This window comes from Planctomycetota bacterium (assembly GCA_016207825.1).
Taxonomy (GTDB): domain Bacteria; phylum Planctomycetota; class MHYJ01; order JACQXL01; family JACQZI01; genus JACQZI01.
Map to the genome: position 1 here is coordinate 1 of JACQZI010000024.1, position 16596 is coordinate 16596.

Sequence of the window (16596 nt, forward strand, 5' to 3'; positions counted from 1 at the left end):
ATCACCAACGGGATTATCCAGGGATTCGTTGACCCGGCACTGGGGTTGGATTCCTTTACCACGGGTGGGCTTTCACACATGGATTACATCCTGGATGGTGAGAAACGGCTCTGGCTGGATGTCCAGGTGAGCCAAGTGTAACACCCGTGAGGGTGTATGCCAAATGGAATTGGGGTTGCTCGTGGGTACCCGTGGGCAACCCCTTTTTATCATGACAAGACACGGCGAGGGTTACTGTAAAAGACGAAGCTTTGAAATCAATCACCCGGATGTTCTTGAAACCGGTTATCTGGGGTGCGGAAACCTTTATCAAGCAGGATAATTAAATTATTAGCTAAAGGGTTTCGATTATTCTATCGCCCCTTCCCGCAAAGCGGGATGGGACGCCCATATCTATAATTCTTGCAGGGGCGGGCGGAATGAGTTCTCGTCCATCTTCAACCCCTCGTCAATCCGCTTCAACATACTTTGTTTGTCACGGGGTAGCTGGCCTGAGATATTCAGGAAGTTCGAAATATGGTCGCTCAATAACAGGCTGTCAATCTCAAGATTTTCAATGAGCAGTTTGACTTCCCTTAACGCCTCGTGGGGGGAGAGCAGTTTAAACTTGCCCGTTTGATAATCTTTATACAAGGGTGCTATCGGCACAGGGACCCAGGTTCGCAACCTGATAAAATCCGGATTAACGGCATTCAATACCTTTGCCGTATCAATGGCGTGCTCCTTGGTCAGTTCCTTTCCGCCAATTCCGACCAGAACATACTCGCTCAATTCAATCCCGGCTTCCTTAACCCTTTTCCCGGTTTCTATCATGGTCTTCGCATCCGCGCCTTTTTGGATGCGCTTCAATACCTCATCATTCCCACTTTCCAGCCCTTTGTGCAATCTCGTCAAACCGGCTTTATGCAGCCGTTTCAGGTCTTCCAGAATCTTAAACTTTAGAATCTTACCTGAGGCATAAAGGGTTATTCGTTTCAATTTAGGGAACGTTTTATAGGAGAATTTGAATATTTCTTCCAGCTCATCCGTTTTCATTATGATGGTGTTGCCGTCCGGCAAGAACATCGAATGGACCGCCTCTGTGCCGTATAGTTCTCGCGCGCTTGTGATATCCTCTTTAATATCCTTAACAGAGCGGATGGAAAACTTTACGCCCTTATACATCCCGCAGAAGGTGCATTTATTGTGCGGGCAGCCGAGCGTCGCCTGGATGAGGAGGCTATCCGCCTCCGATGGGGGACGGTAAACCGGTTCTACATATTTTATCATAACAAGAACTTTACGAATGCATTATATAATCAAAGTTTCTTTTCATAGATATTAGCAAAATGGCTCCGACCTGTCAATAATCCATGCATCCGTCCGGCTCATTAATCATGGAAAAAGACACGCAAAGAAAAATCATGCTGATTAATAGTTATCGTTGACAATTTTAAAGATATAAGGTAAAATAGTAATTTATGAAACCTCCGAACATTTTGAGCGATCTGATAGAACATCTCGGAAAACTCCCCGGATTAGGGGAAAAATCCGCGGAGCGAATTGCTTTTTACCTTTTAAAGGCCCCGAAGGAACTAACCCAGTCTTTATGCAGCTCCATCGCCGGGATTAAGGGAATAAAATACTGCCCGAAATGTTTTAATTTCGCGGCAGATAACGGCTCATGCTCTATTTGCGATAATCTTTACAGGGATAAATCCGTAATATGCGTGGTAGAAGAAATAAGCGACCTCTGGGTCTTGGAACAGACCGGCGCCTATAAAGGCCTTTATCATGTTCTGGGGGGAAGGATAGCACCGCTGGAAAACACCGGTCCGGACAACCTTACCATCAGGCAGCTCTTGGATAAAATAAGGAACGGAAACGGCATACGCGAGGTTATCCTGGCGACCAATCATACTTTTGAAGGAGACGCCACGGCTGCATATATCCAGGACAAATTGGGCGGGGGAAAAGTCAAAATCTCAAGGCTTGCCCGCGGAATCCCCTCCGGCAACAAACTGGAAACCGTAAGCCGGCTGATATTAACCGATGCTTTACGTGACCGTAAAACATTTAATTCAAGAAACAGCTAAAATGGAAAACAGTAAAATGCCGTCGACTAAAAGTGGAGGCTTCAACCTAAACCCCGAACTAACACACCGGCTTGAACAAAGACTCAGCCCGCAAATGCTTCAATCCATGGAAATACTGCAATTACAGTCTTTAGACCTGCAGCTCATGCTCAAGCAGGAAATGGAAATGAACCCGACTTTAGAGCTGGCCGAAGAACAAGAACTTATCCAGGATAAAACGGATGATGGGACCAAGGACGAAAATACTGATGATGAAAAACCGGCTCCGGAATCAGACCCTGTTGAAATACTGGATAAAGAAAGGGAGACCCTTTCTTCCCAACACTCTCTAAAACAACAACCAACCATAGACCGGAAATGGGAAGCCATGCAAAATGTCTCCGACAAGCCCTTATCGCTACAGGATTATATCCATCAGCAATTTAAATTCATGGAAACCGACGAAAAAACGGAACAAATCGCCAAATACATCATTTTTAATATAGATAATAACGGATTTATCAAACTGTCTGACGAGGAAATCGCGCAGGCAATGCAATCGACTTCGGATGACGTTAAAAAAGTGCTCGGCATCATACAACAATTTGACCCGCCCGGCGTTGGCGCACGCACCCTTCAGGAATGCCTTATGTTACAACTACCTGAACATGATTCAAACCTGGAAATCAAAAGACAGATTATCGCAAACCACCTGGAAGATATTCAAATGAACCGCATCCCGTTGGTGGCAGATATTTTGGGAAAACCGCTTGATGAAATACAAACCGTGGTCAAGGAAATCCTGCAATTAAACCCTTACCCGGGTAAAAATTTCGCAAGGGAATCGACATATCATATCGTACCGGATATATTCATAACCGCAGTTGACGACAAAGGCGATTACGAAATACGCTTAAACAACGACTATGTTCCCCCTCTCAGGATAAACCAATATTACCAGAAAATGCTGGCTGACCCGGAAACCCCGCAAGAAACCAAGGATTATATAAAAAAGAAAATAGAATCGGCCAATGCCATTATCCTTGCGATTCGCCAGAGACAAAACACTCTGTTGCGTATTACCAGGGAAATCGTTAATGCACAAAAAGAATTCTTTGATAAAGGCATGTCTTACCTGAAACCGTTAAAAATGCAGGACATTGCCGAGAGGCTAAAAATCCATACCACAACCGTTTCACGGGCAATAAGTTCGAAGCAATACAAACCGGCAGGCGAACCGAAAGATGAAGCCGCTGCCAAACCGGCAAAAACGTCCAAATATATACAAACCCCTCGCGGGATTTTCAGCATGAAATTCTTTTTTTCACGTTCAACCGACAGCTCAATAAATGAATGGCAGTCCGTAAAATCTGTCCTGTCCATGCTTCAGGAGCTCATTAACCAGGAAAACAAGGAAAGCCCTCTTTCTGACGCTGAAATAATAGAAAAACTGGGCGAAAAAGGCGTTAAAATAGCCCGCAGAACCATTAACAAATACCGCCAGATGCTGAATATCCCGTCATCCCAGGCAAGAAAAAAATATTAGGAATATCACTAAAAATATTGACGCGAAAAGGCTAAAAGGTTATTATTTGATGCATACGCAAATAGTTTAATAGGGAGGGTGTAATAATGGATGAAGAAAACAAGCCCGACGAAATAGATTCCGAAAATCAGTTCGACCCACAAAATCCAGAAACAAATGCTCCGGAAGAGCCGGCGCCGGTATCGACGGAGGCAACAATGCTTAACCGCCCCCAAACGGAAAGCGATGAAGCACCGCAGGCCAACGCACAAGAATCACCGGAAACCCCGCCCGAAGCGGCTGAAGCCACGCCACCGGAACCAATTAAGGTGAAACCACGCTACAAACCGGTTTCCCAATCCCGCGCGGAAGCCGGCTCTAAAAAGATGGCTTTCATCATCATGTTTGAAACCCTGTTCGTCGTAATTTTAATAGGGTTAAGCGGGTTCCTGCTTTATAAAATAAGCGAACTGAAAAAGAATGGCGGCGGCACGAATGGCGTAAAATCACAGGAAGACACCCAGCGGATAGAAGAATTACAAAAAGATTTGGACAAACTTAAGTCTGACAAAGAAAGCATCGAAAAAAAGCTGGAAGGCAAAGGAAACGAACTAAATACAAAACTGACCGAATTCGAAAACCTTAAGATAGAAAAAACATCGCTGGAAGGGAAAATATCTTTGATCGACACCAAATTAAAATCACTCGAAAGCACTAAAGACGGCCTGGAAAAGGAACGGAATGATTTAATCGAACAGCTTAACCCGTTGCAGAATGAAAACAAACTGATAAAAGACCAGCTTAACCAAAACGAAACAGAGAAAAACGATTTGACGGAAACTATTAAAAAGCTTACGAATGATATCGATAAGTTAAAACTGGAAAAAGAAGCCCTCGAAGAAGTCAGGAAAAACAAGCAAAGGGACTTTGAAAGGCTCTATGAGGAATACGCGCCTAATGCAATAAGAGTCATTGAAGAATTGCGAAAGTTTCATGGATACCTGGAAAAAGGGATGGAAATAAGGGAATTCGTCAGGCAACTTGATAATATCAGGATTTTAGTGGACGAATTCCGCACTGCGGCGTCGAATAATTCCAAGCTTCTTTCTTACCAGCTAATCGTTAAAGCTTATAACGCATACCAGGATAGCGAAGACAACTGGAAAAAACTCACCGAATCAAACCTGCCTAAAGAACTGGCCGGATTCCGCGAACGGGTCATAAAATATGAAATCCCAATCAGGGAGTATCGCCCCTGGATTGATGTTATTCAGGTAAATTGGAATCTGGCAAAGTGGTCTGTTGATGCAGCCGAAGCAACGGTTTATGCAAAGGAAGATTTCAAAATAAACCAGTGCCCGGTATGCCAGGGAAAGCATTTCACCACATGCCCCAAATGCAACGGTTCAGGCGAATGTTTCACCTGCCTGGGCAAAGGTAATGATGAAACCCGAGGTGGAACCACCTGTGTAGTTTGCGAAGGTTCCGGAAAATGCCCGCTGTGCGAGGGAAAAAAAGAAATTACTTGCCCAATCTGTATTATGGCGGCTAATAAATGGGCGACGGAAGAATAACGGCTGGTTTGAAATGCGGAAGGGGGGACTTGAACCCCCAAGCCCGTAAGGGCATTAGGTCCTGAACCTAACGCGTCTGCCAATTCCGCCACTTCCGCTGCTTGAATTGAATCAGTGGTTTATCATTTCTAGAAGCTCCAGTCAAGCATTTTCTACTTGCCAATTTGGTTTCAATATGCTATAATTTGGCATGAAAACTGAGAGCGGAAAAATTATCCAGAAAAACAAGAAGGCTTATTTCGACTACGAAATATTGGATAAAATCGAAGCCGGGCTTGTCCTTAAGGGCACAGAGGTTAAATCTATTCGTGACGGAAACGTAAGCATCAGTGAAGGCTACGGCCGCATCGATAAAGGGGAGGCTTTCATTTATAATATGGAAATAAGCCCTTACCGGGCGGGCAATATTTATAACCATGAGCCTAAGCGACCGCGTAAATTGCTCATGAAAAAGACGGAAATCAGAAGGCTCGTCGGTAATACCACCCAGAAAGGACTAACCCTGATACCGCTGGCGCTTTATTTCCGGAACGGTTTTGCCAAAATAGAAATAGGCCTGGCCCGGGGTAAAAAACTTTACGACAAACGGGAAAGCATTAAAAATAAAATGGCCCAGCGTGAAATTAACAAAATAAGGAGGAAATAAATTCTAATCTTCATCCCGGAATTAATTGGTTTCGGGGGCGAAATGGTTTCGACCGGATAAATGAAGGATAGGGGAGCATGTCGAGGTTGCCAGGCGGCCTCGTAAAAAACCTGGCGACAATTTAAATGCTAACGAATATGCATTCGCTGCTTAATTAGCAGACGCGCTGGTGTGCTTCTCGCCTGCGGAGACACACCGGCGTAACAGCAGCAGGCTACTTTTCCGCCATGCCGGCCGGGCGGAGAGGGAAACTAAACGGCTGGATGGCTTGGATTGAGTCTTTCTGCCGACGCTTTCCCGGCGACAACAAAAGACAGAATAAACATGTAGCGCCTTTATCTCGAACTGTCCGGGACGGGGGTTCGATTCCCCCCGCCTCCAATAATTAGTAGCTGCCCGGCGAGGTTCGCCTTTCCGCGACCCGCCTCCAGATTTTACCCTAAACCTTTTGCTCGGAATATCCGAAAAGTTAATATGTATCTGTAAAATAGAGCAAAGGGTTTAATATGAAAAAATTGCATATTATGATGGTTCTAATCTTGACTCTCGCGATAACAGGGCTCTCTTCACAGGCTTTGGATAAAAATGCGCCCTATATCAGCCTGGAAACACTTTCCGATAAATACGATTTACTTCATGAAAGTGACGGCATCACCGGAAGGGAAATCTTTACCGGAAACGGCACAAAAATCATCGTATGCGCAGGGATGATGACCGTGCTGGTTAATGATAATCTGTTGGTTCTTGAAGATTATGCCAAAACCATAAACGGCCAAATTTCTATTGCACCGGGAGACCTCGCCAAAATAGAAAAACAGATTAGCGAACATCAAACCACATACGGGAAAAAAGAGTGGGGGATAAGAAAAGTCGTAATCGATCCGGGCCATGGCGGTAATTTTAAAGGCGCTCAAGGAACCAATGGAATACTGGAAAAAGAGATTAACTTGTGCGTTGCGAAAAAACTAAAACTCCTTTTACAGGCCAACGGAATTAAAGTTGTGCTTACAAGAGAAAGGGATACACACCTTTCTCCGAACCTTAACGAAGATTTGAACTGCCGGGTCGCAATAGCCAACAAGGAACAACCTGATTTATTTATTTCGATTCATTGCAACTGGGCAAAACAATCCAGCGCCAACGGATTTGAAATATATTATTGCAACGAAAAACCATTGCCTTCATATTGTGTCAAAAAAACTAATCCAGGCGAACTCGATTCGTCCACAAAGAAAATCATCAGCTACGCCTTGAGGGAAGAATTCCTGCAGGAATCACTGGATTTCAGCCGTGAAGTCCAGAGGATTTTTGACCAGCTGCCGACCAACAACCGCGGTATCCACACGGCGGACTTCCGTGTAATCAAGAAAACCGAATGCCCGGCAATTTTGGTTGAAGTTGATTTTATTTCTAACCAAACGATGTGCAAAAGACTCTCATCTGATTCTTACCAGTGTGAAATAGCCCAAAAGCTGGCAAAGAGCGTTTTGAATTACCAGGAAAGGCTTATTGCCACCCAAGGATTCGCCAAATGAGGAGAATATTAATCGCCTTTTCTTTTTTATTCTTTATCCTGTCTTCCTGCAAGGGAGGGCCGGTGCCAGCCATAACTTCGGCTTCGCCAGATTTACGACGAGAAGCAATCATCCGAATGTCCGGCTCACCTGCGGCAAAGCAGTATTTTTCTGATTTTACCACCGCGCTCGACAGCGATACGGATTATCTCGTCCGGGCGCAAGCGGCGGTGGCACTTGGCAAGCTTAAAGATCCAAAAGCCATTCCCTACCTGGTAACCGCCTTGTCGGATAACAGCAACTATGTCAGGATTGATTCGGCAAACGCTTTGGGAAACATAGGTGACCCGCAGGCTATCCAGGCTTTGACGAAAAGTCTTGTGGACGACCCATCACCACATGTCCGGCGTGCCTGCGCGAAAGCTTTGGGAAACATCGGGACAAACGAACCGGTTGAAGCATTGATCCGCGCAATGGATGATGTGGATTTAAGCGTATCGGACACGGCTTACCAATCGTTATGCAAAATCACAAAGCAATCGCTCCCTAAAAAAATAGGCGATTGGAAGGAATGGCATAACAAACAAAAATGATAGCGCGCTTTCTCTCCAAAAAGATAAAATACGATGGTTCTCAAATAGCATCGCTCTGGACTTACCGCCAAACAGGACTGACCGGCAACGGCATTGTCGCTTTTATCGGGCCATGCCAAATACCGGCTGAGAATATCGTGGATATCGAAGACCTGCGAAACGGGAAAACCATCGCCGGCCCTTTAATGCTCCACTTTATCATTGAACTCTTTGAAATGGACCTTGAAAAAGCAATACTGCATCAAAGGCTTTTCGCCGCAATCACCATGGCCATCCTGGAAAAACATATCGGATACCCGTTATCCCGGAAGGGAGACGATATCTACGACGGCCCGGCAAAATTATCGATATCCGTTGCTACGCTTACCCCCGTTTCCAGCAAAATCCACTTTGCCCTTAATATCGTTAGTAAAGGAACACCGGTTAAGACCAAAGGCCTAAAAGATTATAAGATACCGCCGGAAAAAATCGCCCATGAAATAATGAATTCTTTCGTCAATGAAATCATCGACATCAAAAACACCCGCTGTAAAGTGCGCGGCGCGCCATAGATGAGCATAAAAATTAAGTTCTGCGGCGGAGCCCGGACGGTCACCGGCTCGATGCATCTCGTGTATGCCGGAACCAATAAAATCCTGATTGATGCGGGACTCTTTCAGGGAAGGCGTGAAGATTTCTATAGAATCAACACCTCTTTCCCTTTTAACCTGCCGGAAGTAAACGCCATGGTCTTATCGCACGCACATATCGACCATAGCGGCAATATCCCGACAATGGTGAAAAAAGGAATGATGGCACCGATTTATGCCACCATTCCAACCGTCGAACTATGCGCCCTTATGTTGCCAGACAGCGGTCATATCCAGGAAGAAGATATCAAGTTCACTAATAAAATCCACAAACGAAAGGGTCTCCCTTTCCGCGAACCTTTATATACCGAAGAAGATGCCCGCGCCTCACTCGTCCACCTGCGCGGAATTGATTACCACACACCGTTTAAACTGGCGGACAATGTTACCTGCACTTTTTACGAAGCCGGGCATGTCCTGGGCGCCGCGATAAGCGTCCTGGATATTACCGGGGAAAAGAAAATCCGGCTGGCCTACGCCGTCGATTTAGGGAGAAAAAACCTGCCGCTCCTGAAAGACCCGGAAATAATCCAAGGGGTGGATTATCTTATTATTGAAAGCACCTACGGAAAACGGCAGCACGAACAAATCGAAAACGCCAAAGGCAGGCTGGCTGATGTCATCAACCGGACAGCGGAACGCAACGGAAAAATAATCATCCCTTCATTCGCTTTTGAACGGACTCAGGAAATAGTGTTTTTACTGACGGCTCTTATCAGGGAAAGGAAAATCAAGGAGCTCCCGATCTACGTTGACAGCCCCCTGGCAACCAACATAACGAAAGTATTCATGGAAAACATCCGGTTTTTGGATAAACAAACACAGGAACTGATAAAAAGAAATAAAGACCCGTTCGGTTTCAACCGCATTGAATACGTCAATAAGACGGAAGATTCCAAAAGATTGAATACCGATACGCGCCCCATGATTATCCTGTCGGCTTCCGGCATGTGCGAAGCGGGAAGAATCCTACATCACCTGCGTAATAATATCGAAAACCCCGCTAATACCATACTGGTCGCCGGTTACATGGCGCAAAACACCCTGGGTAAAAGAATCGTCGACCGGCAGCCGATTGTAAAGATTTTCGGTGAGGAATACCGCCTTCGCGCCGAAGTTGTTAAAATAAACGCTTTCAGCGCCCATGCCGATATGAACGAGCTCATGGAATATATCCAGCAATGCGGTAAATCGCTTAAGAGGATATTTATCGTCCATGGGGACGAGGAACAATCAACACCGTTTACCGATGAACTTAACCGCCGCGGTTACAAGGCATATCTCCCCGCAAAGGGCGAAGAAATCCCCATCGGTTAAACCACATTTGCCGAAAGAATTTTTCTTGCCCAATACCGTATAATTTTGTAAGATATTTAACGTGGAAATCGCGAATATCTACTATCATAAAGGGGATTAATTATGGGATTATTTTCAAAAAAGCCTGAACCTGCCGCCCCTGCCGCCAAAACTGCTCCTACGCCGCAAGTTCAAACTCAAGCTCAAACTCAAGCGCAGTCACAGCCGAAAAAGCCGGCGATGGACCAATCGGCCCAGAAAATGAAAGCCGTGACAGAAACCATCCGCATGGCTGATAACATGAATGATCTCCTCATCGGAACAGCCGCAAGAACTAAGGAAGCCCTGAATGCCGACCGTATCACTATTTACGTCGTCGATTCGATGCATAATGTCTTATCCTCAAGGATAAAAGACGGCACGGAAGTTAAAGCCATCATGATACCTATCAGCAACAACAGCATTGCCGGATATATCGCCAAGAACGCAAAAACGGTCAATATCAAAGACGCCTATAACAACAACGAATTGCAGCAGAATTATGCCGGGCTGCATTTTGACCGCAGTTGGGACCAGAAAACCGGTTTCCGCACAAAAGAAGTCCTTGGCATTCCGGTAGTCTTGAAAGGAAAAATACAGGGTGTTATCCAGGCCATCAATAAAAAAGGAGCCGCGGAAGGCGCCGGTTTCAGCGAAAACGACATGAAGCTTGTCCAGGATATTGCCGATTCACTGGCTCCGGACCTTAATAAAATAAAGTCGTTTGAAGATGGCCAGCGGGAAGTCGACCTGCACAAGAAAATCAAACGGGTAACCGATAAAATCCATTCGGCGCTTCATATCGATGATGTCCTGCAAAATATTACTGAAGATCTCCTGGATATCTTCGAAATAGAATCATTGACTATTTTCATGCTGGATAAAGAAACAAACCAGCTGGTCTCCCGTTATTGGATCAAGGACGGCGTCCAGGAAATAAGCATCGCCCTCGATAACAGCAGCATCGCCGGATTTGCCGCTAAGAATAACAAAGTCATCTCCATCGCGGACGTTTACAATGAATCGGAGCTCATTAAAATCAGCCCGGAAATCCGCTTCGACAAACGCTGGGATGAGAAGTTCGGCAAACGCACCAGGAATGTTGTCGCGTTTCCCCTGATATTCGGCGGTTCGGTAAACGGCGTTATCCAGCTAATCAATAAAAAGTTCGGGTTCCTTTTCTCCGATAAGGATATCGAATCTGCCCGTGAAATAGCCACCACCTTGGGCATTGCCTTAAGCCGGCAGAAAAAAGTGGCGGGCGTAAAACGCAGCAAATATGATTCTCTCATCGCCGGAAACCTGGTTTCCCAGGAAAAACTCGATGAAGTCGTCAAAAAAGCCAAAGAGACCGGAGACACCCCGGAACAAATCTTAACCAAAGAGCACGGCATTTCCATAGAATCAATCGGCAAATGCTACCAGCTCTATTTCCGGACGGATTTTATAAAGTTTGACAAGGAAATGCAGATACCGGTTAATTTAATCCAAGACGTTACGCTGGACACCCTGAAAAACGAAATGTGGGTCCCGATTGATAAAACCGATAACACCATCCGCGTGGCCATGGAAGACCCCAACGACATCGTTAAGCGCGATACCATACATCTCAGGTTTAAATCAGCCGACTTAAAATATTGCGTCAGCACAAAGGATAATATCGTCAGTATCATAGACCTTTTCTACGGAGTGGCAAAAGCAGAAGAAGGCGCGACGGGAAATGTGGAAGATATTCTGGGCGAACTCAAAGATGAAATCGCCGAGCAGGCAAAAGACGAAGAATCCAAAGCCGAGTTGAAAGAAGACGATTCCGCCATCGTCCGCCTGGTCAACCAGATTATCGAGCAGGCATACGCCCTAAAAGCATCGGATATCCATATCGAGCCTTATACGGAAACCGATACCATCATCAGGCTGCGGGTCGACGGCATCTGCCAGGAAATGATGAAGATACCGAAACACTATAAAAACGCCCTGTCTTCCCGTATAAAAATCATGTCCGGGCTTGATATCGCCGAAAGGCGTCTCCCTCAGGACGGGAAGATTAAATTCAAGAACTTCGGAAAGCTTGATATCGAACTGCGCGTCGCGACTATTCCGACCGTTGCCGGTAACGAAGATGTCGTCATGCGTATTCTGGCTGCGAGTAAACCCATGCCATTGGATAAAATGGGTATCAGTGAACCAAATTTAATAAAGTTTAAGGACATATTAAACAAACCATACGGAATATGCCTGGTGGTGGGGCCGACCGGTTCGGGGAAAACCACTACGCTCCATTCGGCTCTTGGATTTATCAATACGCCGGATATGAAAATCTGGACGGCTGAAGACCCGGTCGAAATCACCCAGTATCAATTGCGCCAGGTGCAGATCCACCCGAAAATCGGCTTTACTTTTGAACGCGCCATGAGGGCGTTCCTGCGCGGCGACCCGGATGTTATCATGGTCGGTGAAATGCGCGACCTGGAAACCACCTCAACCGGTGTTGAAGCCTCGCTCACCGGACATCTGGTCTTTTCCACCCTCCATACCAATAACGCCCCGGAAACGATTACCAGGCTACTGGATATGGGCATAGACCCGTTCTCATTTGCCGACGCATTGCTCGGAATTCTTGCCCAGCGCCTTATACGGACACTCTGCAAAGATTGCAAGGAAGAATACCACCCGAGCGAAAAGGAATTCAAAATATTGAAGACTGAATACGGCAATGATGCGCTGTTCGATTCCAAATTCAAATACACAAAAGATTTTTCCATGTTCCGCCCAAAAGAGGGCGGCTGCACCAAATGCAGTAACCGCGGTTACCGCGGCAGGATGGGTATCCACGAACTCCTTGTTACCAGCGATGAAGTAAAGTCGATGATTCACAAAAAGCCCAAAGCGGCCGAATTAACCGCATTGGTAATCAAGGAAGGCATGATTACCCTTAAACAGGACGGCATCGAAAAAATCATTGCTGGGCATTCAGCACTGCCGGAAGTCTTGTCGGTCTGCATGAAATAAGCCGTTTGACGCTCCGGATTTTACCTGGCTGGCGGGATTATTCCCTCTTTTCCTTGTATTTCAACATATCTTAGGATATAATACACAGTATATCACCATTTATTATAATAGTGTATGAGGCATATTGAATATGAAGACCATCGCGGAATACCTTAATAAAAAGCCGGAGAATTTCACCAAAAGCGACCTAATCAGGTTCATTGATAAAAATAATATCCGGATGCTGAATTTCCGCTATGTCGGCGGAGACGGCAAGTTAAAAACGCTTAACTTTGTCGTTACGGATAAAGCAAAACTGGATTTATTGCTTTCCGCCGGAGAGCGTGTCGACGGCTCCAGCCTTTTCCCGTATATCGATGCCGGGTCAAGCGACCTTTACGTCATCCCGCGCTATAAAACCGCCTTTATCAATCCCTTTTCCGCTTTCCCGTCAATTGATATCATGTGCGCTTATTATACCAGCAAAGGCATCCCACTTCCCAACGCTCCGGAACAGGTTGTCAAAAACGCCCATAACTCCCTTAAAAAAGCGACCGGATTAACTATGGAAGCGATGGGGGAACTGGAATACTACATACTTTACCCCAAGCAAGCGCTTTATCCGGTAAATGCGCAAACAGGCTACCACGGCTCGGCGCCTTTTACCAAATGGGAACGCCTTCGAGAAGAAGCCGTTGATATCATCTCCAAAATAGGCGGTATGGTCAAATACAGCCATGCCGAAGTGGGGCACACAACCGAAGGCGAACTGGAAATGGAACAGCAGGAAATAGAGCTTATCCCATCGCCGGTTGAAGATGCCGCTGACCAGGTGACCCTTGCCAAATGGGTTTTGAGGATGCTCGGCTATAAATACGGCGTGACCGTTACTTTCGCCCCGAAAATATTGGTCGGGCACGCCGGCAGCGGTCTGCACATCCATACGCGCCTGGTTAAAAACGGGAAGAACATGATGGTGGCAAACGGTGAATTAAGCGAAACTGCCATGAAAGCCATTACCGGCTATCTTACGCTGGCGCCTTCGCTGACTGCCTTCGGCAATACCATCCCGATATCATATCTAAGGCTCGTCCCGCATCAGGAAGCGCCGACCAATATCTGCTGGGGCGACCGCAATCGTTCGGGCCTGGTCAGGGTGCCGCTGGGCTGGCGCAATTCCAAGAATATGGCTAAGGACGTTAATCCCGAAGAAAAAGGCTCGGTAAATAATTTCTACCAGAACCAGACCGTTGAATTCCGCTGTCCCGACGGCTCGGCCGATATCTATCTACTGCTTGCCGGCTTAACCGTTGCCGCGCGGCACGGCCTCACCATGAAAGACTCTCTCGCGCTCGCTGATAAGCTCTATGTGGATGTAAACATATTCTCTGATAAATTCAAATCCATCCAGAAAAAGCTAAAGGGACTGCCCACTTCATGTGCCGAATCGGCTGACAACCTGATTGCCGACCGTAAAATCTATGAAGCCGACGGCGTTTTCTCCGCTCGCGTCATAGAAGGAACGGTCTCAAAACTCCAGAGCTACCGCGACAGGAACTTAAGCGAAAAGCTTTACGGCAAGAAATCGGAGATACAAAAACTGGTCGAGCAATACCTCCATTACGCATAATGAAAGAGCATTTAGAAGGCAGGCAATCCATCCTTTCCGCATTAAAGGCTCGTAAACGGAAAATCGAGCTCCTGATGGTAAGCTTTAACGCCCATAAGGAAAAGACAGAGGAGGCCATCGCGCTTGCCGGTGAACAGAATATACCCGTGAAAACCGTCACGCCTGAAGAACTCGATGCCGCCTCCAAGGGCAAAACCCACGGCGGCCTGATTGCCATCTGCTCCCATAAACCAACGACCCAGTTTCCTGAACTGCTTGATAGCATTAAAAGTGTGGGGCATAATTCTTTTCTATTGCTCTTAGAAGGAGTGGAGGATGAACAGAACCTCGGATTCATCATCCGTTCGGCAGGGGCATTCGGGGTCAATGCCATGCTCTTAAAGAAGCATATCTGGAACTTTGACGAGCTAACTCTCTCACGGACCTCGGCCGGGGCATATGAACAGATGCCGCTGGTAAAGATAGAAAAGGAAGCCGAGTCATTAAACCAGCTGAAGAAGGCAGGATTGAAGATATTCGGGGCGATTGCCGGGGTTAAAAAGACGCTTTATGATATCGATTTTACCGTTCCGTGCGTTATTGCGCTGGGCGGGGAAAAGAGGGGGCTTTCCGCCGTGGTCAGGGAAAATTGCGACAGCTTCTTTACAATACCCATGCCCCAGCACAACGATGCGGTAGAAAAGCCATCCTTATCATTAAGCCACTCCGCGGCAATTATCATGGCGGAAGTTATGCGCCAGAGACTGAATAAAACCACTGGATAGTAACATCCTCTTATCCTTCTAATCCTAATCTTAATCCCTCATCCCTAATAGAAAATAGTATCTGACTTCTTATCCGAAAATTCCTTAGTACTTATCAGCCAGATATGGAATTCCATATATTATTAGCCCTAATCCGATAGGGGAGTAGAGGGTGTTAAAATACTACCATACAATCATTGTTTTACCCATTCTCCCTCTTTCTAACCGCCAATAAATACTATAATTATAGACGATATCCCCTGTCCACGCCATGGTCTGGCATATACTATCTGGGGGTGTGGCATAGGGGGTATGCCACCCACAATTATACCGTATCACAGTAAGGCATATAACACATACCTTACACCCTGACAGTATATGCATGTCCGTGTTATACTATATGCGTATCCGTCAGTTGATATATGCATGACCACCTTACTCTATATCCATTACCGGCTTATAATATCTGCACTTCGGCCATTTATTATATGGCGGTGGTGCTTATAATATATGACTAACCACCACAGGATATCAGCCGGTCCGGGAGATGATACGAGGGGGATGGCGGTACTAATAATATTACTATATTTTCAGAGCCGGAGTTGACAAAACCCAAATTATGCTTTATACTTAAATGAGAAGGGGAATATCAGTTAAAACGTCCCCGAATATATAATTATTTGCGGAAGGAGGTGACTGAAAGTGAAACCATTATTGCATCTTAAGCTGTATCCATTTGCCTCAAGCGAGCCGCCCGACCATATGACCGAGCAATGGGTGGAGGGATTCCAAGCGAATGCTCCTCGGATAATAAAGAAGCTGATGAGGAAGATAAAGGATGAAGCGGATTATTATGAAAAGGTGGTTGGGGTCATCCTCAAGCGTTATCCGAAGTTTATCAATCCGTCTTTCATCAGCCGTTCTGGTCTGAATTCAAAGGCGATTATCCAGAAAATTTCCAAGCACCTGCAGAGCTCTTACGAGAAATACAAGAAGAACCTGGACCGGGCGTATGAAACGGTTGACGGAATCCCGGCCAAGCGATTCAAGGAAGCCGTTGCAGCGGCCAAGGAGCATTACGCCAAAAGGATGAGGGAGATAACGCTTCCCTTTACCGGCACCAAGGCGGAAGGATTGGGCATCGCCCCGATTGTCGCTCTCTGGCTGACCGAAGATACGACCTCGGAAGGCGTCTTAAGGCGGGGAGATGAACTATTGGGCGGCGCCCTGCTCTGTTGAATAATTTTTATAAGTTTCTTCTTTCGGTTTATTAGCTGTTTTACCTCTACGCTATGGCTTTTTCTTTCCGATAACCTCTGCTAACAAACTTAAACAGATTCATTATGTTACCCTTAAACCTTAACT

Annotated in this window: 14 protein-coding genes, 1 tRNA gene and 1 other RNA gene; 14 read left to right on the top strand and 2 right to left on the bottom strand. The window is 46.1% G+C overall.

Annotation, left to right across the window (positions count from 1 at the left end):
• Positions 1 to 141, top strand: a 141-nt coding sequence (locus tag HY811_09145; GenBank protein ID MBI4834966.1) for a hypothetical protein, incomplete at its 5' end; no start/stop codon positions are given.
• Between the two features lie 252 nt (positions 142 to 393).
• Here HY811_09145 and HY811_09150 read toward each other — a convergent pair.
• Entirely contained in the window at positions 394 to 1266 is an 873-nt protein-coding gene (locus HY811_09150) for a radical SAM protein (GenBank protein MBI4834967.1), read from the bottom strand.
• A 194-nt stretch (positions 1267 to 1460) separates the two neighbouring features.
• On the opposite strand from HY811_09150, the gene recR reads away from it, so the two are divergent.
• From recR to HY811_09165, 3 genes are all read left to right on the top strand, one after another.
• Positions 1461 to 2075 carry a recombination protein RecR gene (gene recR / locus HY811_09155; GenBank protein ID MBI4834968.1) on the top strand — a complete coding sequence of 205 codons (615 nt, stop codon included), beginning with the start codon at positions 1461 to 1463 and terminating at the stop codon, positions 2073 to 2075.
• A gap of 1 nt (position 2076) precedes the next feature.
• On the top strand, positions 2077 to 3600 hold the full coding sequence (locus tag HY811_09160; GenBank protein ID MBI4834969.1) for a hypothetical protein: 1524 nt from the start codon (positions 2077 to 2079) through the stop codon (positions 3598 to 3600).
• A gap of 86 nt (positions 3601 to 3686) precedes the next feature.
• Positions 3687 to 5153 (top strand): hypothetical protein, encoded by a 1467-nt coding sequence (locus tag HY811_09165; GenBank protein MBI4834970.1) that lies wholly within the window; start codon positions 3687 to 3689, stop codon positions 5151 to 5153.
• 14 nt (positions 5154 to 5167) lie between these two features.
• Here HY811_09165 and HY811_09170 read toward each other — a convergent pair.
• A tRNA-Leu gene (locus tag HY811_09170) sits at positions 5168 to 5251 on the bottom strand.
• Positions 5252 to 5343: 92 nt separating this feature from the next.
• Between HY811_09170 and smpB the strand changes: the two genes are divergently transcribed.
• The 10 genes from smpB (at position 5344) to HY811_09220 (ending at position 16470) form a co-directional block, all read left to right on the top strand.
• Positions 5344 to 5799, top strand: coding sequence for an SsrA-binding protein SmpB (gene smpB, locus HY811_09175; GenBank protein ID MBI4834971.1), 456 nt, complete (start codon positions 5344 to 5346; stop codon positions 5797 to 5799).
• A 33-nt stretch (positions 5800 to 5832) separates the two neighbouring features.
• Positions 5833 to 6183, top strand: a transfer-messenger RNA (tmRNA) gene (gene ssrA / locus HY811_09180).
• 122 nt (positions 6184 to 6305) lie between these two features.
• Positions 6306 to 7334, top strand: a complete 1029-nt coding sequence (locus HY811_09185; GenBank protein MBI4834972.1) for an N-acetylmuramoyl-L-alanine amidase — start codon at positions 6306 to 6308, stop codon at positions 7332 to 7334.
• Entirely contained in the window at positions 7331 to 7906 is a 576-nt protein-coding gene (locus tag HY811_09190; GenBank protein MBI4834973.1) for a HEAT repeat domain-containing protein, read from the top strand. Before HY811_09185 ends, HY811_09190 begins: the two co-directional genes overlap by 4 nt.
• A complete protein-coding gene (locus HY811_09195) occupies positions 7903 to 8457 on the top strand; it encodes a DUF366 family protein (GenBank protein ID MBI4834974.1) in 555 nt (184 codons plus the stop codon). Before HY811_09190 ends, HY811_09195 begins: the two co-directional genes overlap by 4 nt.
• 6 nt (positions 8458 to 8463) lie before the next feature.
• The gene (locus tag HY811_09200) at positions 8464 to 9852 is read left to right on the top strand and encodes an MBL fold metallo-hydrolase (protein ID MBI4834975.1); all 1389 of its coding nucleotides are present in this window, start codon (positions 8464 to 8466) and stop codon (positions 9850 to 9852) included.
• A 102-nt stretch (positions 9853 to 9954) separates the two neighbouring features.
• Positions 9955 to 12879, top strand: coding sequence for a Flp pilus assembly complex ATPase component TadA (gene tadA, locus HY811_09205; protein ID MBI4834976.1), 2925 nt, complete (start codon positions 9955 to 9957; stop codon positions 12877 to 12879).
• Between the two features lie 130 nt (positions 12880 to 13009).
• A complete protein-coding gene (locus tag HY811_09210; GenBank protein ID MBI4834977.1) occupies positions 13010 to 14488 on the top strand; it encodes a glutamine synthetase in 1479 nt (492 codons plus the stop codon).
• Positions 14488 to 15252 (top strand): RNA methyltransferase, encoded by a 765-nt coding sequence (locus HY811_09215; GenBank protein ID MBI4834978.1) that lies wholly within the window; start codon positions 14488 to 14490, stop codon positions 15250 to 15252. The genes HY811_09210 and HY811_09215 overlap by 1 nt, the downstream gene beginning before the upstream one ends.
• 681 nt (positions 15253 to 15933) lie before the next feature.
• Positions 15934 to 16470, top strand: coding sequence for a hypothetical protein (locus HY811_09220; GenBank protein MBI4834979.1), 537 nt, complete (start codon positions 15934 to 15936; stop codon positions 16468 to 16470).
• The last annotated feature ends 126 nt before the right edge of the window (positions 16471 to 16596 follow it).

Bases quoted from the DNA above. Each gene is read 5' to 3' on its own strand.
- HY811_09165 (MBI4834970.1), top strand. From the start codon at position 3,687: ATGGATGAAGAAAACAAGCCCGACGAAATAGATTCCGAAAATCAGTTC.
- HY811_09210 (MBI4834977.1), top strand. From the start codon at position 13,010: ATGAAGACCATCGCGGAATACCTTAATAAAAAGCCGGAGAATTTCACC.
- HY811_09185 (MBI4834972.1), top strand. From the start codon at position 6,306: ATGAAAAAATTGCATATTATGATGGTTCTAATCTTGACTCTCGCGATA.
- recR (MBI4834968.1), top strand. From the start codon at position 1,461: ATGAAACCTCCGAACATTTTGAGCGATCTGATAGAACATCTCGGAAAA.
- HY811_09160 (MBI4834969.1), top strand. From the start codon at position 2,077: ATGGAAAACAGTAAAATGCCGTCGACTAAAAGTGGAGGCTTCAACCTA.
- HY811_09195 (MBI4834974.1), top strand. From the start codon at position 7,903: ATGATAGCGCGCTTTCTCTCCAAAAAGATAAAATACGATGGTTCTCAA.
- HY811_09190 (MBI4834973.1), top strand. From the start codon at position 7,331: ATGAGGAGAATATTAATCGCCTTTTCTTTTTTATTCTTTATCCTGTCT.
- HY811_09215 (MBI4834978.1), top strand. From the start codon at position 14,488: ATGAAAGAGCATTTAGAAGGCAGGCAATCCATCCTTTCCGCATTAAAG.
- smpB (MBI4834971.1), top strand. From the start codon at position 5,344: ATGAAAACTGAGAGCGGAAAAATTATCCAGAAAAACAAGAAGGCTTAT.
- tadA (MBI4834976.1), top strand. From the start codon at position 9,955: ATGGGATTATTTTCAAAAAAGCCTGAACCTGCCGCCCCTGCCGCCAAA.